At 75.2% G+C, this 21,467-nt stretch carries 15 protein-coding genes; 7 read left to right on the top strand and 8 right to left on the bottom strand.

Annotated elements, in window-relative coordinates:
• Nucleotides 1-249: 249 nt before the first annotated feature.
• The gene (gene fxsA, locus ACIF6F_RS17365) at nt 250-834 is read left to right on the top strand and encodes an FxsA family membrane protein (RefSeq protein ID WP_399947331.1); all 585 of its coding nucleotides are present in this window, start codon (nt 250-252) and stop codon (nt 832-834) included.
• Between the two features lie 129 nt (nt 835-963).
• Here fxsA and ACIF6F_RS17360 read toward each other — a convergent pair whose 3' ends face one another.
• From ACIF6F_RS17360 to ACIF6F_RS17350, 3 genes are all read right to left on the bottom strand, one after another.
• Complete coding sequence (locus tag ACIF6F_RS17360; protein WP_003959706.1) at nt 964-1,338, bottom strand: RNA polymerase-binding protein RbpA; 375 nt, start codon at nt 1,336-1,338, stop codon at nt 964-966.
• Between the two features lie 255 nt (nt 1,339-1,593).
• Entirely contained in the window at nt 1,594-2,946 is a 1,353-nt protein-coding gene (locus ACIF6F_RS17355) for an MFS transporter (protein ID WP_399947836.1), read from the bottom strand.
• Nucleotides 2,947-3,055: 109 nt separating this feature from the next.
• Nucleotides 3,056-3,841, bottom strand: a complete 786-nt coding sequence (locus tag ACIF6F_RS17350; protein WP_399947329.1) for a glycerophosphodiester phosphodiesterase — start codon at nt 3,839-3,841, stop codon at nt 3,056-3,058.
• Between the two features lie 166 nt (nt 3,842-4,007).
• Here ACIF6F_RS17350 and ACIF6F_RS17345 point away from each other — a divergent pair, with 166 nt between their 5' ends.
• Nucleotides 4,008-5,507, top strand: coding sequence for a PLP-dependent aminotransferase family protein (locus ACIF6F_RS17345; protein WP_399947327.1), 1,500 nt, complete (start codon nt 4,008-4,010; stop codon nt 5,505-5,507).
• Nucleotides 5,508-5,559: 52 nt separating this feature from the next.
• Here the strand turns inward: ACIF6F_RS17345 and ACIF6F_RS17340 are convergent, their stop codons facing one another.
• Both ACIF6F_RS17340 and ACIF6F_RS17335 read right to left on the bottom strand, forming a co-directional pair.
• Entirely contained in the window at nt 5,560-7,170 is a 1,611-nt protein-coding gene (locus ACIF6F_RS17340) for a hypothetical protein (RefSeq protein ID WP_399947325.1), read from the bottom strand.
• A gap of 47 nt (nt 7,171-7,217) precedes the next feature.
• Nucleotides 7,218-7,412: a hypothetical protein gene (locus ACIF6F_RS17335; protein WP_030199023.1), complete on the bottom strand. Its 195-nt coding sequence runs from the start codon at nt 7,410-7,412 to the stop codon at nt 7,218-7,220.
• Nucleotides 7,413-7,724: 312 nt separating this feature from the next.
• Here ACIF6F_RS17335 and ACIF6F_RS17330 point away from each other — a divergent pair, with 312 nt between their 5' ends.
• Both ACIF6F_RS17330 and ACIF6F_RS17325 read left to right on the top strand, forming a co-directional pair.
• Nucleotides 7,725-8,126 (top strand): ankyrin repeat domain-containing protein, encoded by a 402-nt coding sequence (locus ACIF6F_RS17330; RefSeq protein ID WP_399947323.1) that lies wholly within the window; start codon nt 7,725-7,727, stop codon nt 8,124-8,126.
• Between the two features lie 254 nt (nt 8,127-8,380).
• Nucleotides 8,381-9,775 (top strand): HEAT repeat domain-containing protein, encoded by a 1,395-nt coding sequence (locus tag ACIF6F_RS17325; RefSeq protein WP_399947321.1) that lies wholly within the window; start codon nt 8,381-8,383, stop codon nt 9,773-9,775.
• 1,459 nt (nt 9,776-11,234) lie between these two features.
• On the opposite strand, the gene ACIF6F_RS17320 is transcribed toward ACIF6F_RS17325, so the two are convergent.
• From ACIF6F_RS17320 to ACIF6F_RS17310, 3 genes are all read right to left on the bottom strand, one after another.
• Nucleotides 11,235-12,137, bottom strand: a complete 903-nt coding sequence (locus ACIF6F_RS17320) for a biotin-dependent carboxyltransferase family protein (RefSeq protein WP_399947319.1) — start codon at nt 12,135-12,137, stop codon at nt 11,235-11,237.
• 16 nt (nt 12,138-12,153) lie between these two features.
• Nucleotides 12,154-12,807 (bottom strand): allophanate hydrolase subunit 1, encoded by a 654-nt coding sequence (locus ACIF6F_RS17315; RefSeq protein WP_399947317.1) that lies wholly within the window; start codon nt 12,805-12,807, stop codon nt 12,154-12,156.
• A gap of 121 nt (nt 12,808-12,928) precedes the next feature.
• Nucleotides 12,929-13,690: a LamB/YcsF family protein gene (locus tag ACIF6F_RS17310; protein ID WP_399947315.1), complete on the bottom strand. Its 762-nt coding sequence runs from the start codon at nt 13,688-13,690 to the stop codon at nt 12,929-12,931.
• Between the two features lie 163 nt (nt 13,691-13,853).
• On the opposite strand from ACIF6F_RS17310, the gene ACIF6F_RS17305 reads away from it, so the two are divergent.
• The 3 genes from ACIF6F_RS17305 (at nt 13,854) to ACIF6F_RS17295 (ending at nt 21,411) form a co-directional block, all read left to right on the top strand.
• Entirely contained in the window at nt 13,854-15,359 is a 1,506-nt protein-coding gene (locus tag ACIF6F_RS17305) for a hypothetical protein (protein ID WP_399947314.1), read from the top strand.
• Between the two features lie 241 nt (nt 15,360-15,600).
• Nucleotides 15,601-16,518, top strand: coding sequence for a hypothetical protein (locus tag ACIF6F_RS17300; RefSeq protein WP_399947312.1), 918 nt, complete (start codon nt 15,601-15,603; stop codon nt 16,516-16,518).
• Nucleotides 16,519-16,692: 174 nt separating this feature from the next.
• Entirely contained in the window at nt 16,693-21,411 is a 4,719-nt protein-coding gene (locus ACIF6F_RS17295) for a hypothetical protein (RefSeq protein ID WP_399947310.1), read from the top strand.
• Nucleotides 21,412-21,467 lie beyond the last annotated feature (56 nt).

The following is a 21,467-nucleotide window of genomic DNA, read 5'->3' as shown; positions in this document are numbered from 1 at the left end:
GTCGTGGCCTGCAGGCCTCCCCCAGCTACCGCTGGGAGGTACCCCCAGCGGCAGGCCCACCCCGGGGGCAAGGGAGCTTCGCCCCTGGCCTTCGGCCACCCCCGGCCCGGGCCTGCCTCCGGACCAGCCTGCCACGACGCCTCAAGCACCTTCCCCACACACCACACGACCCACCAGGGCACTGAGTAGGAACCCCGAGGGACCGGCCGCTTTATGCGGCTCCGGCAGGGGTGCGGGCACACTGGGAGCATGATGACCGGCGTTCCCACCTCGACGGCCCCCAAGCGATCCCGAGCGCGTTCCCTGCTGCCCCTCGCGGTGGCGGCCTGGGTGGTCCTGGAGATCTGGCTGCTCACCCTGGTTGCCGAGGCGGCCGGCGGACTGACCGTCTTCGCCCTGCTGGCCGGTGGCTTCGTGCTCGGAGCCGTGGTCATCAAGCGGGCGGGCCGGCGGGCCTTCCGGAACCTCACGGACGGCATGCGGCAGGCCCAGGCGCAGATGCAGGCGGGGGAGATGCCCACGGCCCCGCCCGCCAGGGGCAGCGGCAATGCCATGACGATGCTCGGCGGCCTGCTGTTGATGGTGCCGGGCCTGCTCTCGGACGTGGCGGGTCTGCTGTGCCTGGTCCCGGGCGTCCGCGAGCGGATCGCGAAGATGCTGGGGCGCACGTTCGAGCGGCGGATCGCCGCGGCGGGCTCCGGGAGCCTGGGCGGCGCCTTCCAGCAGGCCCGCATCCACTACCCGGACGGCATGGTCGTCCAAGGGGAGGTCATTCGTGAGGAGGATCACCCGGCCGGTCCGTACGACCGGCCGCGTCCGCCGCTGACCCCGTGAGGGCATGAGTACGCCCGGGGCCCCCGGACGCTGTGAGCGTCCGGGGGCCCCGGCGCAGGACAACGAGCCGAGGGCCGTGTCACCAGGTGGTGGCACGGCCCTCGGCTCGTATCGCAGCGTGTACGCGGATTATGCGGACTTGCGGCTGTCGCGCGGGTGTACGGCGATGTTCATGGCGCCGGAACGAAGGACCGCCAGCCGTTCGGCCAGCACCTCTTCCAGCTCTTCGCGGGTACGCCGCTCCATGAGCATGTCCCAGTGCGTTCGCGCAGGCTTGCCCTTCTTCTCCTCGGGCCCGTCCCCGTCCACCAGGAGTGCCTGGGCGCCACACGCCTTGCACTCCCACTCCGGCGGAATCTCCGCCTCAACCGAGAACGGCATCTCGAATCGATGTCCGTTCTGGCATGCGTACTCCACCGCCTGGCGCGGGGCCAGATCGATGCCACGGTCCGTCTCGTAGCTGGTAACCACGAGCCGCGTGCCGCGGAGAGCTCGCTCACTCATGAATCGTGCCTCCCGGGCTTGTCGCCCACAGGACAGGTGTCGCTGTCGTCGTCATCCGGACAACGTCCGGTCGGCGGTATAGATTCCCGCTCCGGGTCATGCGTCGCCCGTCGTGCCGCCCCTTGTTGTACCCACCAATGCCCGTTTTGTCACATCTGGCAGCAGATGTCACCCAACGTCTTCACTTCTTCAGCGCGCAGTAACGGTCCGCCTGGCAGGCCAAAGGCGTACACTACCGGCCTTTGACTTCGACGTCTAAATCCGGTCCGGAACCGGGTTTCCGGCAGCCTCCACGGCGCGCCGTACGGGCACCCGTGCGAGCAGTACGAACCCCAGCGCGAAGAAGGCCACCAGCGAGATGATCGCGTCCCGGTAGCTGCCCGTCAGCTGGTACGTCAGGCCGAACACCAGGGGCCCCACCCAGCTCACCCCGCGGTCGCTCATCTCGTACGCGGAGAAGTACTCGGCCTCCTTGCCGCGCGGCACCAGGTGCGAGAACAGCGAGCGGGACAGCGCCTGGCTCCCGCCCAGCACCAGCCCGATCATCGAGGCCAGCGCGAAGAACGCCACCGGCGCCCCCGTCGGCAGGAAGTACCCCGCCGCCAGCGTCAGCGTCCAGGCCGCCAGCGAGCCCAGGATCGTCCGCTTGGCCCCGTACGAGCGCGCCAGGCGCCCCATGCCCAGGGCGCCCACGACCGCGAGCACCTGCACCAGCAGGACCGCCACGATCAGCGTGGACTGCTCCAGCTTCAGCTCCTCGGAGCCGTACACGGACGCCTGCGAGATCACGGTCTGCACGCCGTCGTTGTAGATCAGGTACGCCAGCAGGAAGGACAGCGTCAGCGGGTGCTTGCGCATGTCCTTGAGCGTGGCCACCAGCTGCTTCCAGCCCGTGCCGGCCGCCGGCCCCTCGCCCTCGGCGCGCACCACCGCCCGGTCCCGCAGCCGCTTCAGGGGGATCAGCGCGAAGGCGCCCCACCACAGGCCGGCCGAGGCCAGGCAGATCCGCACCGCCGCGCCCTCGGAGAGCCCGAAGGACTCGTGCCCCTGGAACAGGACGAGGTTGAGGACGAGCACCAGCGCGCCCGAGGTGTAGCCGAAGGCCCAGCCGCGCGAGGAGACCGTGTCCCGCTCGTCCGGTTCGGCGATCTGCGGCAGGTAGGCGTTGTAGAGCACCATCGAGACCGCGAGCGAGGCGTTCGCGACGATCAGCAGGAAGCCGCCGAGCAGGTAGCGCTCGCCGCTCAGGAAGAACATCCCCGCCGTGGCGGCCGCACCCGTGTACGCCGCCACCGCCAGCAGCGGCTTCTTCCGGCCGCGCCGGTCCGCGGCGGCGCCCACCAGCGGCATCACCAGCACCGCCACGATCACCGAGAGCGAGACGCAGTACGCGAAGAACGACCCGGCGCGCACCGGGATGCCCAGCGGGTGCACGTACCCCTCGGCGTCGGCGGCCGCCCGGGCCACCGCCGTGAGGTACGGGCCCAGGAACACCGTCAGCACGCTGGTCGAGTAGACCGAGCACGCGAAGTCGTAGAAGTACCAGCCGTGCTGCTCGCGCCGCCGCTCGGCCGCCGATGCCGCGGCCTCGCCGCCGCCGGCCGCGATCGCCTCCGGCGGGCCGTCCGCCCCGTCCGTGGTCTCCGAAGTCACCCGTGCCCCCTCGCTGTCCCCGTCAGGCACGGGAGGAGGTGACCCGGCACGGGGGAGCGGGCGCTCAGGCCCAGGCCCCGCGCTGGTCCAGCACCGTGCGCAAGATGTCGATCCGGTCGGTCATGATGCCATCCACACCCAGGTCGAGAAGAGCCTCCATACGTTGCGGTTCGTTCACGGTCCAGACGTGGACCTGCAGGCCGCGCGCGTGCGCCGTCTCGACGAACCGCCGGTCGACCACGCGGATGCCCGCCTGGGTCTCCGGCACCTGGGCGGCCACCGCGCCGACGCGCAGGGCGGCCGGGATCGCGTACGAGCGCAGCCGCAGGCCGAGAACGCCGCTCACGCCGTACGAGGTGGCGAGCCGGGGCCCCGCCAGGCGCTGAGCCCGCGCCACCCGGCGCTCGGAGAACGAACCGACGCACACCCGGTCCCACAGGCCCCGGCGCGCGATCAGGTTGATCAGCGGGTGGAGGGCCGACTCGGCCTTGATGTCGATGTTCCAGCGGGCGTCGGGGAAGGTGTCCACCAGCTCCTCGAAGAGCGGCAGCGGCTCCTCGCCCGCGACCCTCGCCTCGCTCACCTCCCGCCAGGGCAGGTCGGCGATCCGGCCGGCGCGGTCGGTGACCCGGTCCAGCGTGGGGTCGTGGAAGGCGACCAGCTTGCCGTCCAGGGTGGCGTGGACATCGGTCTCGAAGTACCGGTAGCCGGCCTCGGACGCCCGCCGGAAGGCGGTGACCGTGTTCTCGAGCCCGTCCGCCGCCCCGCCGCGGTGGGCGAAGGGGATCGGGGCGGGGTGGTCCAGATACGGGTGGGGGGTGCGTACGTGCGTCACGGCGGCAGTATGCATCCCCGCACGCCACGCCGGATGGCCGGGCGGTGAACAGAGACCAGGCCCACACCCCCCCTGGTGGAGGGCGCAGGCCACATGACACCCTGGGAGCCGGGAAACGCGATCCAATAGCGCCCCTCGGCACGGCCTCGATGGCCAATCGGACGAAGATGGACCGGACGGCATGGCTCAGTGGACCTCGGCGGTGGGCGCCGCGCAGCTCGCCCGGCTCATCGGCTCCCAGCAGCCGCGCCCGGCCTCGCCCGGCGCCCGCAAGCCCCCCGCGTACCGCTCGCTGGCCGACGGCATCCGGGTGCTCGTCCTGGAGGGCCGGGTCCCGGTCGCCGCCCGGCTCCCCGCCGAGCGCGAACTGGCCGTCGCCCTCAACGTCAGCCGCACCACCGTCGCCGCCGCGTACGAGGCCCTGCGCACCGAGGGCTTCCTGGAGTCCCGGCGCGGCGCCGGCAGCTGGACCGCGGTCCCCGCGGGCAACCCGCTGCCCGCGCGCGGCCTGGAGCCGCTGCCCCCGGAGTCCCTCGGCTCCCTCATCGACCTCGGCTGCGCCGCCCTGCCCGCCCCCGAGCCCTGGCTGACCCGGGCCGTCCAGGGGGCCCTGGAGGAGCTGCCGCCCTACGCCCACACCCACGGCGACTACCCGGCCGGGCTGCCCGCGCTGCGCCGGATGCTCGCCGACCGCTACACGGCCAAGGGCATCCCCACCATGCCCGAGCAGATCATGGTGACCACGGGCGCGATGGGCGCCATGGACGCCATCTGCCACCTCTTCGCCGGCCGCGGCGAGCGCATCGCCGTCGAGTCGCCCTCCTACGCCAACATCCTCCAGCTCATGCGCGCCGCCGGCGCCCGCCTCGTGCCGGTGGCCATGGCGGACGGCCTGGCCGGCTGGGACCTGCCGGTCTGGCGCCAGGTCTTCCGTGACGCCGCTCCGCGCCTGGCGTACGTCGTCGCCGACTTCCACAACCCCACCGGCGCCCTGGCGGACGAGGAGCAGCGGCGCGCGCTCGTCGAGTCCGCCCGCTCGGCGGGCACCGTGCTGGTCGTCGACGAGACCATGATCGAGCTACACCTGGAGGCGGACCTGGAGATGCCCCGCCCGGTGTGCTCCTTCGACCCGGCCGGCTCCACCGTGATCACCGTCGGCTCGGCGAGCAAGGCCTTCTGGGCCGGCATGCGGATCGGCTGGGTCCGCGCTGCACCGGACGTGATCCGCAGCCTGGTCGCCGCCCGCGCCTACGCCGACCTCGGCACCCCGGTGCTGGAACAGCTGGCCGTGAACTGGCTGATGCGCACCGGCGGCTGGGAGGAGGCGGTGGCACTGCGCCGTACCCAGGCGCGGGAGAACCGGGACGCGCTGGTCGCGGCGGTGCGCCGGGAGCTGCCGGACTGGGAGTTCGAGGTGCCCCGGGGCGGCCTGACCCTGTGGGCGCGAGCCGGCGGGCTGTCCGGCTCGCGCCTCGCGGAAGTCGGGGAGCGGGTCGGCGTACGGGTCCCCTCGGGCCCGCGGTTCGGCGTCGACGGCGCCTTCGAGGGCTACGTACGGCTGCCCTTCACCGTCGGCGGCCCGGTCGCCGAGGAGGCGGCCGCACGCCTCGCCGGCGCCGCCCGCCTGCTGGACACCGCGGGCCCCGGCACGGCCGAGACCCTGCGCACCTTCGTGGCCTGACACGGCACGGCCGGCACCCCGGGTCGCCAGGAGTGCCGGCCGCGCGAAGCCGCTAGCGGGCGCCCTCTACCTCGCCCTTGACCGTGTTCACCTCGGGGATCTCCGCGGCCGTGATCTCCACGCCGGACAGCGTGTCCGGACCCGGATCGGCCGGCCCCTGGCGCTGGGGCAGCAGCTCCCGCACGGCCTGCCGGTGCGGGGCGGCCGCCGTGTCGTCGTACGGATCGGGCGTGGCCGGCACCTGGAGCCGGTGGACGGGCCCGGAGCCCAGCCGCGCGTACCCCCGCCCCGGTGCGACCTGCGCGGTCGGCGTCGTGTGCGGCGGCACCCCGAGGACCCCCGCGATCTGCGGGATCGAGGCGGGGCCCAGCACCACGCGGGCCCGGGTGTGCGCGTACACGGCGTCGGACAGCAGCTCCAGGTGCTCGAACTGCTCGGCGACGACGACCGTCACGTGGGCGGACCGGCCGTGCCGCAGGGGGACCTGCAACAGCGACAGGGGATCGGGGCGGCCCTCGGCCGCGGCGAGGTGCCCGAGCACGCTGGGCCGGTCCAGCAGCAGCCACAACGGGCGCCGGGTGTCCTCGGGGGCCTGCTGCCCGGCCTGGCGTGCGCGGTTGGCGGCGATGAGCCTGCGCTCGGTCTCCACGGAGACCCACTCCAGCGTGGCCAGCGCCCCCGTGAGCCCGCACTCGACGGCCAGCACACCGGCGCGGCCGCCGAGGCAGGCGTACTCGCCGGTGCCGCCGCCTTCCACCACCAGCACGTCGCCGCCGTGGTGCAGGGCCTGGAGTGCGATGGAGCGCAGCAGCGTGGAGGTGCCGCTGCCGGGCTGGCCGACGGCCAGCAGGTGCGGTTCGGTGGAGCGGGCACCGGAACGCCACACCACGGGCGGGACGTCCCGGATCTCCTCGCCGTCGGCGACGGGCAGCGTGCGCTGCACCCCGCCGGCGTCCGTGAAGCCCAGGACCACCTCGCCGGGGGCGGTGACGAAGCGCTGGGCGGCGATGCCCGTCGGCAGCGCCGCCAGCACGGTCATGTCGAGCTGGTTGCCCTCCTCGTCCCATTCGAAGAGGTACTCGCGGCCGCGCCCGGACTTCGCGGCGAGCAGCTGCTCGATCCGCGCCCGGGCCGCCGCCTCGCCGTCCGTGAAGTAGGCGGGGTAGCGGATCCGCAGCCGGGTGATGCGGCCGCCCTCGTCGAAGGCGTAGCCGCTGAAGGCCTTGTCCCACTCCCCGCCGTGGGCGAAGAGCGGGGCAGGGTCCTCGGGGACGGCGAAGTACGGCACGAGCGCCTCGTACAGCGCGCCCAGGCGTTCCGTCTCCGCGTCGCTCGGTCCCGTCTTCACCGGGGTGCGGTCCCGGCCCTGCCACGCGGCCGCGGCCATGAGAGTGACGAGGGCCAGCAGCGGCCCGTACGGGACGAGCGCGACCACCAGCAGGCAGGCCGCCACCAGGAAGAGCGTGGGACCACGCTTGTCCTTGGGGGTGTCGGCCCACCTGCGCCGTGCGGTCGCGGCCAGCACGCGCAGGCCGCGCCCGACGGTGAGGAGCGGATGGATGACGTCCGTGGCGCTGTCGGCGGCCGTGCGCGCGAACTCGCGGCCCTTGGCCAGCGACGCGCTGCCGCTGCTGAGGATGCGGGGAAGTGGTCGCCGGGCCACGGGCGTCTCCTGGAGTTGTCTCTTTCGTGTCCTTGCGGGGCGGAGGGTCAGAGCTTGATCCCGCCCAGCAGCGAAGCGATGCTCGCGGTGCTCGCCGTGATGCTCGGGGCGATGGCGGAGCCCGCGAGGAAGAAGCCGAAGAGTGCGGCGACGAACGCGTGCGACAGCTTCATCCCGTCCTTCCTGAAGAACAGGAAGCAGATGATGCCGAGCAGCACGACGCCTGAGATGTTCAGGACCATGAGAAGTTCTCCTGGTTGATGGGGACAGTCACCATGAGTTCTTCCAGGCTCACAGGAAGTATCTATGCGATAAAAGGTGCATTTGGGTGAATCGGTGTGGATTTCACTTGACCGGCCGCGTTCGAGTGGCGCGAACCGCCCCGCTCGGTGCAGGAGAGGTCACTCCCGGGTGATCTTTGCCTCGGCCGGGTCCCGCCACGCCCCCGCCGGGGCAGTACCCTGTCGATTCACTCGTACGGACGCAGCGCCGTACCGCCCCAGACCCGCCCGGCCTGGGGAAACTCGTGCCAACAGCGGCGGAAGGCGGCAGTGATGAGCGAGACCCCGGAGACCCCGGACGCCGACGTGGTGGAACTGGCCACCAAGATCTTCGACCTGGCGCGCCAGGGCGACGCCGAGGCCCTCGCCGCCTACGTGGACGCCGGCGTTCCGGCGAACCTGACCAACGACCGCGGCGACACCCTCGTCATGCTCGCCGCCTACCACGGCCACGCCGAGGCGGTCACCGCCCTGCTGGCCCGCGGCGCCGAGGCGGACCGCGCCAACGACCGAGGTCAGACCCCGCTCGCCGGAGCCGTCTTCAAGGGCGAGGAATCCGTCATCCGGGCCCTCCTCGCGGGCGGAGCCGACCCGGAAGCGGGCACGCCCTCGGCCGTGGACACGGCCCGCATGTTCGGCAAGACCGCGCTGCTGGAGCTCTTCGGAGCCCAGTGAGCCGGAAGCCGGGGCATCGCCGCAGGGGAGGCCGTAAATGTGGTCGCGGCGTGCAAACCGGCTGGGTCATCATGGCGTCGGATCGGGACTTACACCCCGACATCACGGGGGGAAAGCTCCGGACACTGACGAAAGGCTGAATGTGATGGTCCACATCAAGCGGAAGACGACTGCGGGCGCCCCGACATGCTGTTACGCGGCCACGTGAATCCCGTTTCCCGGTTGCGTCCCCAGCTTGATTTGAGGCCTTTCCCATGTTCGAACCGTCCATAGCGCCAAGCGGCACCCTGCTCGGCCTCCTCCAGAGAGGCCGAGGCGACGGGACGCTGCACGCGCTCGCGGCGCCGCGCGCCGAGGCGCTCGCGGCACTGAACCAGTGCGTGCTGAGCGACCCGCGCCGCGACTGGCAGGTCGAGAACCGCTCCCTCTACTACGCCCGCCTGTACGTCGACCTCGACGGACCCCTGGGCGCCATCGAGGCCCACCTCTTCTCCGCCGAGGACCTCCTCGACGAGGACGAGAACCGCACCGGCCTCGCCCTCTCCGTCCTGGGCCACCTCGCCTCGTACGGCCGTGACGACGCGCTCATGCTGCTGCGCCGCTACGCCGCCGCGGGCGCCAACTGGTCCTGGGCGCTGGACGAGCTCGCCGTCCGCGACGACGACGCCGGCCTGCGCTCACTCGGCGCCCCCGTGCTCGCCCGCTTCCCGGAGACCCCGGAAGGCGCGGCGCGGCTGGCCGCCGCCGTACGCGACGCCTACGAGCCGCGCCCCTGGCGCCTGTGGGAGGAGCTGCCGCAGTTCACGGCACGCCTCTCCGCCGCCCGCGAACAGGGCTCCTTCGACCGCTGGCAGCGCCAGATGACCCCGGCCGGCCCCCGCCCCGGCTGGAGCGTCGACGCCGTCTTCGAATGGGCCGAGCAGGGCCTGCGCCGCGGGACCCCGCTGCACGTGCCCGCGGCCCGCTGCCTCGCCGCCGTGGCCACCCCGGAAGACCGCCCCCGCATCCTCGCGGCGGCGGCCACGGGCACCGAGGCCGCCCGCGCCACCGCCCTCCACCACCTGGTCACCGCCGAGCCGGAGAACGCGGCCGTGCTGGACCTGATCGAAGCGGCCGCCGAGGACGAGGCCGTGGTCGCCGCGTACGAACGCCTCCTCACCGACGCCGCCGTCGACCGCGCCCGCGCCTGGGTCCACCGCCCGGACGCCCTCGGCGCCGCCGCCGGCCGCATGCTGGCCGCCCACGGCGACGCCGCCGACGCCCCCCTGGTCCTGGGCGCCCTCCGGGAGTCGGTCCGCACCTCGGGCCCCGACTCGGCCGCCCTCTGGCCGCTGGTGGACGGCACCGGCCGCCTCCACATCGCCTGCGCGGCGCCGGTGCTGCGCCACGTCTACCGCGAAACGGCCTCGTCCCACCTCCGCGGCCGCGCAGCGGCCGCCCTCTCGGCCACGGACCCGTCCTTCGCCACGGGCTTCGCGGTGGAGTGCCTGTGGGACTGTGAGGAGTCCACGAGGGAGATCGCCGCCCGCCACGCGGAGACCGGCGACGCCCGGGTGGTGGACCGCCTCCGCCGCCTGGCGGCGGACCCGGCGGAGGAAGAGGAAGTCCAGTCGGCGGTCCGCAGCCGCATAGACCCCCGAGTGGCCTGACGCCGCCGCGCGCCGCGCGGCCGCGCCCGCAACCCCTGGAGCCTCCGCCCATCGTGAAGGGCGGAGGCTCCGGGGGTTGGGGTGGTGGTGGGCCGGCATCGGGGGCCGACCGGGGGCTGCGGCCGGGCACCTTCTGACCGACGTCGGAGAGGCGGGCGGTGGCCGCAGTGGCCGCAGAGCGATACCACCTGGCCGGAGCCGGCGGGGTGGCCGGAGGGCGGCATCTCCTGGGCCGGTGTCGGGGAGGGCGCCGGTCTGGGGCCGTCCGCCGACCGAGGGTTTCCGGGCCGGGGCACCCTGTCAAGGGCGCTCCGCGTCGCTGCGCGATGACCCTTCGGGTCACCCTTGACAGGGCACCCCGGCCCGGAAGGCAAAGCCCTCGGCGGACAACCCCAGGAAAGACGCCCAGGGGGACTTCCCAGGCCAGTCAGTACCGGGTGCCTGCGCCGGCACCGAGGCCGGGCCTCCGCCCGACGGGGCGGACGCGTTCCCGTCCGTAGGCCCTCCGCCCGTCTCGGCGGCTTCCGGGCCGCCCGTGCCCCTTCATAGGCCGCCACAAATCGCTACGCGCTCCTGCCTCGGGCGGCGAACCGCCGTCTGGGGCCGGACATAGGCCGCCAAGGATCGCTACGCGCTCCTTCCGGCCGGCGACCGGCAGGCCGTCGGTGGTCGGGACGGCCGCCCACGATCACTGTGCGCTTCTCTCTCCCGGCGGCCGGCGGCCGGCGGGCCGTCGGTGGTTGGGACGGCCCCCCACGGTCACCACGTGCTTCTCTCGGCCCGGCGGCCGGCGGGCCGGTCGTGGGGAGGCGAGAGCCGCTCACGACGGCCTCGTGCTGCTCTCGCTCGGTGGCCATGGGCCGTCTCCGCCCGCCAGTTGCAGGAAATGGTCACTGGATCCAGGTCATCCCCGACGCCCGTCCCTTTCCACGTCCCTTCCCAGCCCACGACGGCCGTCTGTCGCCGTGAGGTAGGAGCGCGTAGCGATCGTTGGCGGCTTATGAAGGGGCACAGGCGGCCCGGAGGTCGCTGAGTCGGGCGGTGGGCCTACGGGTGGTGGTGCGCCGCCCCGTGGGGCGTGGCCGGGCCCCGGTGCCGGGGGCGCGCACCTGGTACCGGAAGGCATGAGGTGTCCCCTGGGCGTCTTTCCTGGGGTTGTCCGCCGAGGTCTTTGCCTTCCGGGCCGGGGTGCCCTGTCAAGGGTGGAACGAAGTGGAATCGCCGCAGGCGACGCGGAGCGCAGCGGAGCGCCCTTGACAGGGTGCCCCGGCCCGGAAACCCTCGGTCGGCGGACGGCCCCAGACCGGCGCCCTCTCCGAGACCGGCCCAGGTGGTGTGGTTGGTGGGTTGCCTTGCTGCCGTTGGCCTGGGTGATGCCGTCGTCCGGCCACCTCCCTCCCCCCGCCCCAGGCGACGCCGCCGTCCGGCCACCTCTCCGATCCCGACCCGCCCCCCGGCACTACCTCCGCGGTACGAAAACCACCGGCGTCCCCGGGCGGGCCTGGGCCGCTGCGTCCAGGGCCCTGCGGGGAACGACTCCGACCACCGGGTAGCCGCCCGTCACAGGGTGGTCCGCCAGGAAGACGACCGGCATCCCGTCCGGCGGCACCTGTACCGCCCCCAGCACCATGCCCTCGCTCGGCAGCTCCCCGGACCCGGCGCGCGAGCGCACCAGAGCGGGCCCGCCCTCCGTTCGCAGCCCGATGCGGTTGCTGGCCGGGGAGACCCGGTAGCTGCCGCGCGCCAGCGCCTCCGCGGCCCCCTCGAACCAGTCGTCCCGCGGCCCCAGCAGGACGGGCAGCACCAGCTCAACGGGCGGAGCCGGCGCGGGCAGTACGTCGATGCCGGGGATCTCCCCGGCGGCCCCGGCCACCCCACCCACGGCGAGCTCGACCCCGGCGGCCAGCGGCTCCGGCCCGAGCCCCGAGAGCAGGTCCGCGGACCGGCTGCCCAGCACCTCCGGCACGACAATCCCGCCCCGCACCCCCACGTACGAGCGCACGCCCCGCACCGCGCGCCCCACCTCCAGCACCGCGCCCGCCGGCACCAGCACCGGCGCACCCCAGGCCACCGGGCGCCCGGCCACCCGTACCGGGCACGGCGCACCCGTCACGGCCACCGTGACCGGCACCAGTGCCCTCAGCCCCACCCCGTCGAGGGTGGTCTCCAGCGTGGCGACACCGGGCGGATTGCCCAGCAGCCGGTTGGCCAGCACGTGGGCCCCGCGGTCCAGGGCGCCCGACAACGGGACCCCCACGTGTGCGTACCCGGGCCGCCCGAGATCCTGCACGGTGACGAGGGCGCCGGCCCGCACCACCTCCAGCGCGGCACCGAGGGCACCCGCAGCACCCCCTGCGCTCACCCCACGCACCCCACGTTCATCGCCCACCGCGCCCACCGCACCCACCGCACCCACTCCACACCCCCACCTCCCGGAACCGCACCCGGGTCCCCGGTGTGAAGAGGGCCGCCGGGTCACGATGCGGGTCCCACAGGACCGCGTCCGTGCTCCCGACCAGCTGCCACCCACCCGGAGACGACCTCGGGTACACCCCGGCGAACTCGCCGGCCAAGGCCACCGAGCCGGCCGGCACCGCCGTACGCGGCGTCGCGCGGCGCGGCACGTGGAAGCGCTCGGGCAGCCCCGTCAGGTAGCCGAACCCGGGCGCGAAACCGCAGAAGGCCACCCGGAACGCGACGGACCCCATGACCTCCGCCACCGGCGCACCCCACAGCTCCGCGACCTCCGCCGCGTCCGGCCCGTCGTACCTCACCGGAATCACCACCTCCGGACCCGCGGCCGGCACCAGCGGCGGCACCTCCCACCCAGGCAGCCGGCCCGCCAGGGCAGGCGCGTCCTCCACGCCGTCCAGCAGCACGGTCCGAGCCGCGGGCACGATCTCCCGTACGACCCCGAGCGTGCCCGCCGCACGCAGCCGCACCAGCTCCGCGTGCAGCGCCGCCACCTCCTCCCCGGAACCCACCTCGATCAGCAGCGCCTCGTGCCCCACCCGCAGCACCTTCACACGCACACCCCCACCGGCAGCCCCCGCTCCACCGGCAACCCCCGCTCCACCCCTAGCAACCAGCCCACCATCAGCCGCACCCGCCGCACCCGCCGCACCCGTCCCATCCACCCCACCCGCCGCACCCTCACGCAAACCCCTCCACCCGCACCCCCGCCGCCTCCAGCTCCCGCCGCACCCGCCGGGCCAGTTCCACCGCGCCCGGTGTGTCCCCGTGCAGGCACAGCGACCGGCCGGCCCCCGCGTCCACGAGTGCCAGGGCCTGGGACACCACCGCCTCCGGCTCGTGCAGCACCGCTCCCGGCTCGGTGCGCGGCACCAGCGTGCCCGCTTCCGTGTACGCCCGGTCCGCGAAGCACTCCGGCACGGCCGTGAGCCCCGCGCCCGCCGCCGCCTCCAGCAGCAGCGAACCCGGCAGCCCCAGCACCGGCAGGGCGCCGCCCGCCAGCCGGACGCCGGCGACCACCGCCCCCGCCTGCTCCGCGTCGTGCACGGTGCGGTTGTAGAGGGCGCCGTGCGGCTTGACGTACGACACGGCGGACCCCGCCGCCCGCGCGAACACCTCCAGCGCCCCGATCTGGTACGCCACCTCGTCCGCCAGCTCGCGGGCCGGCACGTCCATCGCGCGCCGCCCGAACCCCGCCAGGTCCCGGTACGAGACCTGCGCCCCGATCCGCACGCCCCGCTCCGCGGCCAGCTCGCACACCCGCCGCATGGTCGACGGGTCCCCCGCGTGGAAGCCGCACGCGACGTTCGCGCTGGTCACCACCGACAGCAGCGCCTCGTCGTCCGTCAGGGTCCACCGGCCGAAGCCCTCACCCAGGTCGGCGTTGAGGTCGACGACCCGCAGAGCGGTTCCCGGCGCGCCAGCTACGATCATGGAATCCATGCCGCGAGCGTAGGCCACGTGCCCGCCGCACCCGCCCCGGCCGCCCACCCCGCCCAGCCCCCCGTCTCCACACCCCGAGTGCACACCGCACCCCGCCCCAGAACAATCCATCCGAACCCCGCCGTTTGGGTCGTTGTCAGGGTGACCGCCTAATCTTTCCGTCGTGACGTTTCCTGCCCCGGCGAAGACCCTTCCGTCCCCGGCCCCGGGCCCGGCCGCCGACGAGGGCCTGGCCCGGCGGCTCCGCGCGCTCGCGTGCACCGCCCCGCTGCACGACCTGGACGCCCGCAAGGCCAACCTGGCCGGCGAGTACACGGTCTACGCCATGGCCGAGGTCGCCCTCGCCGCGATCGACCTGGTCACCCTCAACATGGACTTCGACACGGGCGCGGACCACGAGCAGATAGTCACCCGCCTCCTGCCGCGCGTCGCGGCCCAGGCCCCCGGGCGCCCCGCCGCCGAGCACGAGCGCGTGGCCCGCTGGGTCCTGGAGAACCTGATCAACGTCGGCAGCGTCGACCGCGGCTTCCGCGCGGTCTACGGCACCTTCGGCCCCGACGGCGTCTACGTGCGCCGGGACTACGACTTCAAGCTGATCGAGGAGGTCCCCGGGTACGGCGGCACGGTCTACCTCCGGACCACCGACGAGGCCGTCAACGTCCTGGTCGGCGCCCTGGACACCGACGTGACCAGCGCCCAGATCGCCGCCGAGGTGAAGCTGGAGGTGCTGATCAGCCGCGGCCGCCTCGCGGACGCCCAGCTGGCCGCCGAGCAGGCCCGCTACCGCACCGTGCAGTTCGCCGAGACCCTCCGCAAGACCCTGGACGCCACCCGGCGCAACGTCCGCGCCGTCGACTGGCTCCAGACCGTCCCCGACATGATCGCCGAGGCGCTGGACCACGTGGCGGACCGCTACCGCCACGAGAACGCCATCCTCACCAACATCCGCAAGGCCCGCGACGAGGCCGAGGACCCCGAGAACAAGCGGCGCGCCGCCGAGCTGGTCGACATCGTCAAGGACTGCATCCGCCGCCACACGCAGCTCCAGTCCCGCCTCCTCGAAGCGGGACCGCTGTTCCGCGCGGAGCAGGACCGGCAGGCCTTCGCGGCGCCCGCCGCCCGCGCCGGCATCGACCTGTACGGACAGCTCCTCGCGCCCACCCTCCCGCTGCCCCTGGAGCAGGCGACGCAGATCACCGACGCCTTCTTCGCCGCCGGTACGGGCCTGCGCACGCCGGTGTCGGTGCGGGTCGCCGACCTGGTGGAGATCCTGCTCACCCCGCCCCTGGAGCGGGAGCACCTCGGCGCCGAGATGCCCGAGCCCGACCTGATCGCGACCCCGGACGACAGCCGGTTCAGCGAGGAGCAGCTGGCGGCCGCGACGGAACTCCTCGACCTGCCCCACGACGCCCCGCGCCGGCTGTCCGGCCTGCTGGCCGAGGCACGACGGCTCGACCCCGACCTTCCCTACCTGGTCGCGCTGCTGGCCGTGCACGCCGCCAGCCCGGCCGTCGGCACGGCGTACCGCCAGGGCGAGGAACGGCTGCTGTTCGCCGTGGACGACGGCACGCGGCTGGACGACCCGGAGTTCGGCGGCGCCGACCTGATCGTCGGCACCGCGCTGCTCGACGCCGCGGGCATGGCGGCCGACCGTACGGAGGCGGCGTGACCCCGTACGAGACCGTCCGCCGCCGCTGCGGCGACACCTGGGCCGCCCCAACCCGGGCCGCCCACACTCCGGCAACCGGCACCCGGACCGACTACCGTCCCGGTCCCGGCCCGAGCCCCGGCCCCGGTCCCACCCGGAGCCCCGGCCCCACCCCGAGCCCCGGTCCCAGCCCCGACCTGAGCCTCGCCCGCCCCCGTACGACCAGCAGTCGACCAGCAGTGACAGCCAAGGAGCCCCAGCCGTGACCGACCACGCCGAGCACCCCGCGTGGAGCGACCCCGACGCCCCGTCGGACCAGGTCACCACGGCTCCCGCAGGCACCGCGGGGGCACCCGCCGCCGTCACGCCCGCCGACGCCGCGGACGCGGCCCGCCTCGTCGCCTTCGGCCTCCAGCCCAAGCTGGCGCCCGCCCGCGACCACGAGTACGCCGAGCTGCTCCGCCGCTACCGCGAGGACCCCGCCTTCGCGCGCCTGTCCGACGCCGTCGCGACCGGGCTCGGCCTGGTCGTCCTGGAGGTTTCCCCCCGCGCCGGCATGGCCGTGGCCGCCGGCGAGGACTCCGTCTTCGCGGTCAGGATGGGCGACTACGCGCGCCGTACCGCCGCCGACTCGGGCGACCGCTTCCTGCACGGCCTGGCACACCTCGCCGTGGCCGCCCTGGCCTTCCCCCGCCCCGAGGACCTCGCCGACGACGGGTACATCGGCCGCATCACGGTCAACGGCGTCGACGCCTTCGTCCGGCAGACCTGCCGCCGCCTGGAGGAGCGCGCCGAGGAGCTGGGCGAGAACTCCGACCCCGCCAGCGACGCCCCCGGGCTGGAGGCCGCCTGGCGCGTCTACGCCCGCCGCAGCGCCACCGGTGCCACCAAGGACGCCCGCCGACTGGCCGGATCCACCACGGGCATCGTCGGCAAGGCGGTCGCCTTCCTCACCGACTCCGGCTTCCTCCAGCGCACCGGGGACGACGCCGGCGGCACGTACCGCACCACCGCCCGCTACCAGCTCCAGGTCCGGGACATGGCGGGCAGCGCCGCCATGGCGGAGCTGCTGGAACTGGGCGTGGTCCCCGTTACCGACGGCTCGGCCAGCCTGCTGCCGCCGCCGGAGGGCGACGACCTGGAACTGGCCGCGGACGCGGGCCTCCCGTTCCACGCGTAGCCGCGCCCGGCAGCGCGCCGAGCAGCACCGGCCCCCGGACCCCGCGCCTCCGGCCCCCGGACCCCGCGCCTCCGGCCCCCGGACCCCGCGCCTCCGGCCCCGGACCCCGCGCCTCCAGCCCCCGCCTCCAGCCCCGCACCAGCCGCACGACCACCACCACGAGAGTCCGCCGCCATGTACGAGCTGTCCCGGATCCGCCTCTACTCCATCGGGCCCGCCGGCGCACGCTACGCCGACACCGTGCTCGACCTGCGCGGGGTCGGCGAGCCGGTGCCCCACCCGGCCCCCATGCAGGCGGAGTTCTTCGAGGAGGAGCCCGTCGGCCCGCCGCGCCGGCCCGCGCCCGCGGGCGTGCTGTTCCTGGAGAACGGCGGCGGCAAGTCCGTACTCCTGAAGCTGATCTTCTCGGTGATGCTCCCCGGTCACCGCAACACCCTCGGCGGCGCCAGCTCCGGCGTGCTCCGGAAGTTCCTGCTCGCCGACGACTGCGGGCACGTGGCGCTGGAGTGGCAGCACACGCAGACCGGCGAGTGCGTGGTCGTCGGCAAGGTCAGCGAGTGGCGCGGCCGCCAGGTGTCCAACGACCCGCGCAAGTTCGCCGAGGCCTGGTACTCCTTCCGCCCCGGCCCGGGTCTGAGCCTGGACAACCTCCCGGTCGCCGAGTCCACGGCGGTCCGCCCGCCCGTCGAGGGCGCCTCCGGCGCCCAGGGCCGGCGCCGGACCATGAAGGGCTTCCGCGACGCGATCACCGAGGCCGGCAAGGCCTACCCGCACCTCGACGTGTGCTGGGAGGAGATCCACGACCGCTGGAACGAGCACCTCACCGAACTCGGCCTGGACCCGGAGCTGTTCCGCTACCAGCGCGAGATGAACGCCGACGAGGGCGAGGCCGCCGGCCTCTTCGCGGTCAAGAAGGACTCCGACTTCACCGACCTCCTCCTGCGCGCCGTCACCGACACCCGGGACACCGACGGCCTCGCCGACCTCGTGCACGGCTTCGGCAACAAGCTGGGCCGCCGCGCCGAGCTGATGGCCGAGCGCGACTTCACCGCCGGCTCCGTCGACCTCCTCGGCCGCATCGTCGAGGCCGCCGACACCCGCGCCCGCACCCGGGACATCCACGCCGGCGCCGAGCGGCGCACCCGCACCCTCGCCCGGCGCCTGTCCGCCCGGGCCGCCGAGGAGCGCGGCCGGGCCGCCGAACTGGCGCAGGCCGTCACGGCCGCAGCCCACCAGGTCACCGAGGCCGAGGGCGCCCGAGGCCGCAGCTCCCTCGTGGCCGCCGAACTCGCCTACCGGCACGCCTCCCTGGCCCTCGCCGTGGCCGAGAAGGCCGCCGCCGCCCAGAAGCGCGAACTCGGCGACGCCCGCACGCTGTACTCGGCCTGGCAGGCCGCCGAAGCCGTGCTGCGCCACCGCGCCGCCGCCGACCGCTCCGCCCGCGTGGCCGCCGCCATCCGCGAGGCCGAGCGGGACGCCGCGCCCGCCCTGGCCGCCCGCGCCACGGCCGCGGCCGAGCTGGTACGCGCGCTCCACGCGGCCGCGGGGGAGGGCGAGCGCGTCGCCAACGAGGAGGAGGAACGCTCCGCCGGGCTCCAGGCCGCAGGCGAGGCCGCCCACCGCGACGCCACGGCCGCGGCCACCGCCGCACAGCGGGCCCGCAGCGAGGCGGAGCACCTGCGCCAGCGCCTCGCCGAGGTCGAGCAGGAGACCGCCGAGGCGGTCCGCGCCGGCTGGCTGGACGACTCCGCCCCCGACGCCGACCCGGCCCGGGCGGCGCTGGCCGCCAGCGACGCCGAGAAGACCGCCGTCGCCGCGTGGGACGAGGCCCGCGAGGCTGCCCGGGGCGCCGCCGACACCGCCCGTGAGGCCGCGGCCGCGGCGGCCCGCGGTGAGCTGGCCGCCGCCCGCGCCGCGGACGCCGCCGACGCCGCCGAAGGTGCGTACGAGGCCGAGCGCCGCGCCGCCGAGTCGCTGGCCCGGGAGCCCCGCCTCGCCGAGCTCCTCGGCCTCCCGGCCGCCGGCGACCCGGCCCAGCCGGCCCCCCGTCCCACCGACGACGGCACCGCGGACGCCGGACCGCACACCCCCGGCGCGACCGCCGACCCCGCCGGCCCCGGCCACCCGGCCACCCACCCCGGATCCCTCACCCCCGAGGACCTCGACCGCAACGCCGAGGACCTCCAGCACCTCCTCGACCAGCGCGTCACCGCGGCCGAACGCCAGCTCTTCGAGCTGCGCACCGCCGCCGCCGACGACTCGCGCATCCTCGGCGCCCTCGGCGACGGCGGTCTGCTGCCGCCCGGCCCCGACGTGCTGGCTACGGTGGAGTACCTCGGTGAGCACGGCATCCCGGCCCTGCCCGGCTGGCGCTACCTCGCCCAGTCCGTGGACCCCGCCGACCACGCCGCCGTCCTCGCGGCCCGCCCCGAGCTGGTCGACGGCGTCGTCATCACCGACCCCGACAGCCACGCCCGCGCCCGCGAGGTGCTCGGCTCCGCCGCGCTGCTGCCGCGCTCCGCCGTGGCCGTCGGCACCGCCGCCGCCCTGCTCGCCCCCGTGCCGCCGGCCGGGGCCGACGCGGGCGTGTTCCTCGTTCCGCCGAACCCGGCCATGCACGACGAGCACGCCGCCGACGAGGAGCGGCAGGCCCTGCGCACCCGGGCCGCCGAGCGCGACACCGAGATCCGCGCGCTGGCCGCCCGGCTCGCCGGGGACCGCGCCCTCGCGGCCCGGCTCGGCTCCTGGCGCACCGGCTGCCCGCCCGGCCGCCTCGCGGAGCTGGCCGAGCACGCCCGTGCCGCCCGTGCGGCCGCCGAGGAGGCCGCCGCCGGGCTGGCGGAGGCCCGTACCCGGCGCGCCGAGACCGAGGAGGCGGCCGCCGACGCCGCCCGGGTCCGCGACGAGCGACAGGAGGCGGCCCAGCGCGCCCGGCGTGCCGCCGACGCCCTCGCCGGACTGGCCTTCCGGCTCCGCGAGCGCGCCGGCTGGGGCACCCGGCTGCGCGAACTGGCCGAGGAGGCCGCCGAGTCCGAGGCCCGCGCCGAGGCCTGCCTGGAGCGCGCCCGCGCCGCGGACGAGGACCGGCGTGCAGCGCAGCGCGCCGCCGACGACGCCCGCCGCACCGCCCGCGCCCTGCGCGCCGAGCGTGCGGAGATCGCCGGCGCCCCGGACCCGGCCGCCGAGAACCCCGACCACCTCCCCTCCCCGGACGCCGGCGAAGAGCGGCCGCGGGTCTCCCTCCCGGCCCTCCGAGAGGCCTACCGCGCCGCCTCCCAGCTGTACGAGAAGGTCGGCGTCGGCGCCGACCTGCGTGCCGAACAGGCCCGCGCCGAGAGCGACGAGAGCGCGGCCCTGGCCGAGCTCGACCGGCTCACCAACAAGGTCCGCACCCGCGCCGCCCAGCTCCTTGAGGGCACCGACGGCGCCGACGGCCCGTCCCGCCAGGCCGCGGCAGCCCGCGCCGAGTCGCTGGTCCAGATGCTGGAGTCGCGCGCCTCCGCGGCCAGCGAGCAGCTTGGCCGCCTGCGCGGCGAGGCCGAGCGCCTCGCCCCCACCGACGGCGAGGCGCACGTCGAGCTGGCCGAGGAGCAGATCCCGGCCGACGTGGAGCGGGCCCAGGCCATGCTCCGCGCCGCGAGCGCCCAGCTCGCCGCCCACACCGGGGCGGTGGACAGCGCCCGTGCCGCGCACACCGAGCTGCTGGCCGCGCACCGGGCCGCCGAGGACGCCGTCGGCGGCTTCGACGAGACCGCCGCCCTCCTGCGCGACCTGTTGCGTGACCACCACCCCGCCGAGGACGAGGACCAGGAGACCGGCCCGTACCCGGGCAGCCTGGAGGAGGCCCGGCACTCCGCGGCCGAGGCCCGCCGCTCGCTGCGCGGCTGCTCCGCCGACCTCTCGGCCGCCGAGGCGGCCGTGCGCGAGGCGAGCGACGTCCTCGTACGGCACGCCAACTCCACCCGGTACGAGCAGGTGCGCACCCCCGCGCGCCAGCAGATCCGGGAGCTCCCGGCGGCCGCGCTGCCGGAGCACGCGGCTTCCTGGGCCGCCGCGTTCGCCCCGCGCCTGCGCGTCCTGACCGACGAGCTGGAGCAGCTGGAGCGCAACCGCGACAGCATCGTGGACCGGCTCCGCGGACTCGTGGAGTCCGCGCTGGCCACGCTGCGCTCCGCCCAGCGGCTGTCCCAGCTGCCGGAGGGCCTGGGGGAGTGGTCGGGCCAGGAGTTCCTGCGGATCCGCTTCGAGGAGCCCGACCAGGCCACGCTCACCGAGCGGCTGGGCGAGGTGATCGACGAGGCCACCCGCTCGGCAGTCAGGAAGAACGCCTCCTTCGGCGAGGGCCGCCGCGACGGCATGTCCCTGCTGCTGCGCGGTGTCCACGCGGCGCTGCAGCCGCGCGGCATCTCCGTGGAGATCCTCAAGCCGGACGCCGTGCTGCGCGCCGAGCGCGTGCCGGTGGGCCAGATGGGCGACGTGTTCTCCGGCGGCCAGCTGCTCACCGCCGCCATCGCGCTGTACTGCACGATGGCCGCGCTGCGCAGCAACGACCGCGGCCGCGACCGGCACCGCCATGCGGGCACGCTGTTCCTCGACAACCCCATCGGCCGCGCCAACGCCACGTACCTGCTGGAGCTCCAGCGCGCCGTTTCGGACGCGCTCGGCGTGCAGCTGCTCTACACCACGGGTCTGTTCGACACGACGGCCCTCGCGGAGTTCCCGTTGGTCATCCGGCTGCGCAACGACGCGGACCTGCGGGCGGGCCTGAAGTACATCAGCGTGGAGGAGCACCTGCGGCCGGGCCTGCCGGTGCCCGACCCGGAGGGCGAGCAGGTGCACGGCGAGATCACGGCGACACGCATGTTCCGGCGCAGCCAGACGCCGGCGGAGTAGCCGGCGCCCCCGCCCCGCCGGCGCCCCCCGCCCCCGGCGCACCCGGCGGGCTCAGC

This window comes from Streptomyces sp. NPDC086023, assembly GCF_044540325.1.
Lineage (GTDB): Bacteria > Actinomycetota > Actinomycetes > Streptomycetales > Streptomycetaceae > Streptomyces.
The sequence above is the reverse complement of the archived record's forward strand: the minus strand, read 5'-3'. Positions and strand labels throughout refer to the sequence as shown.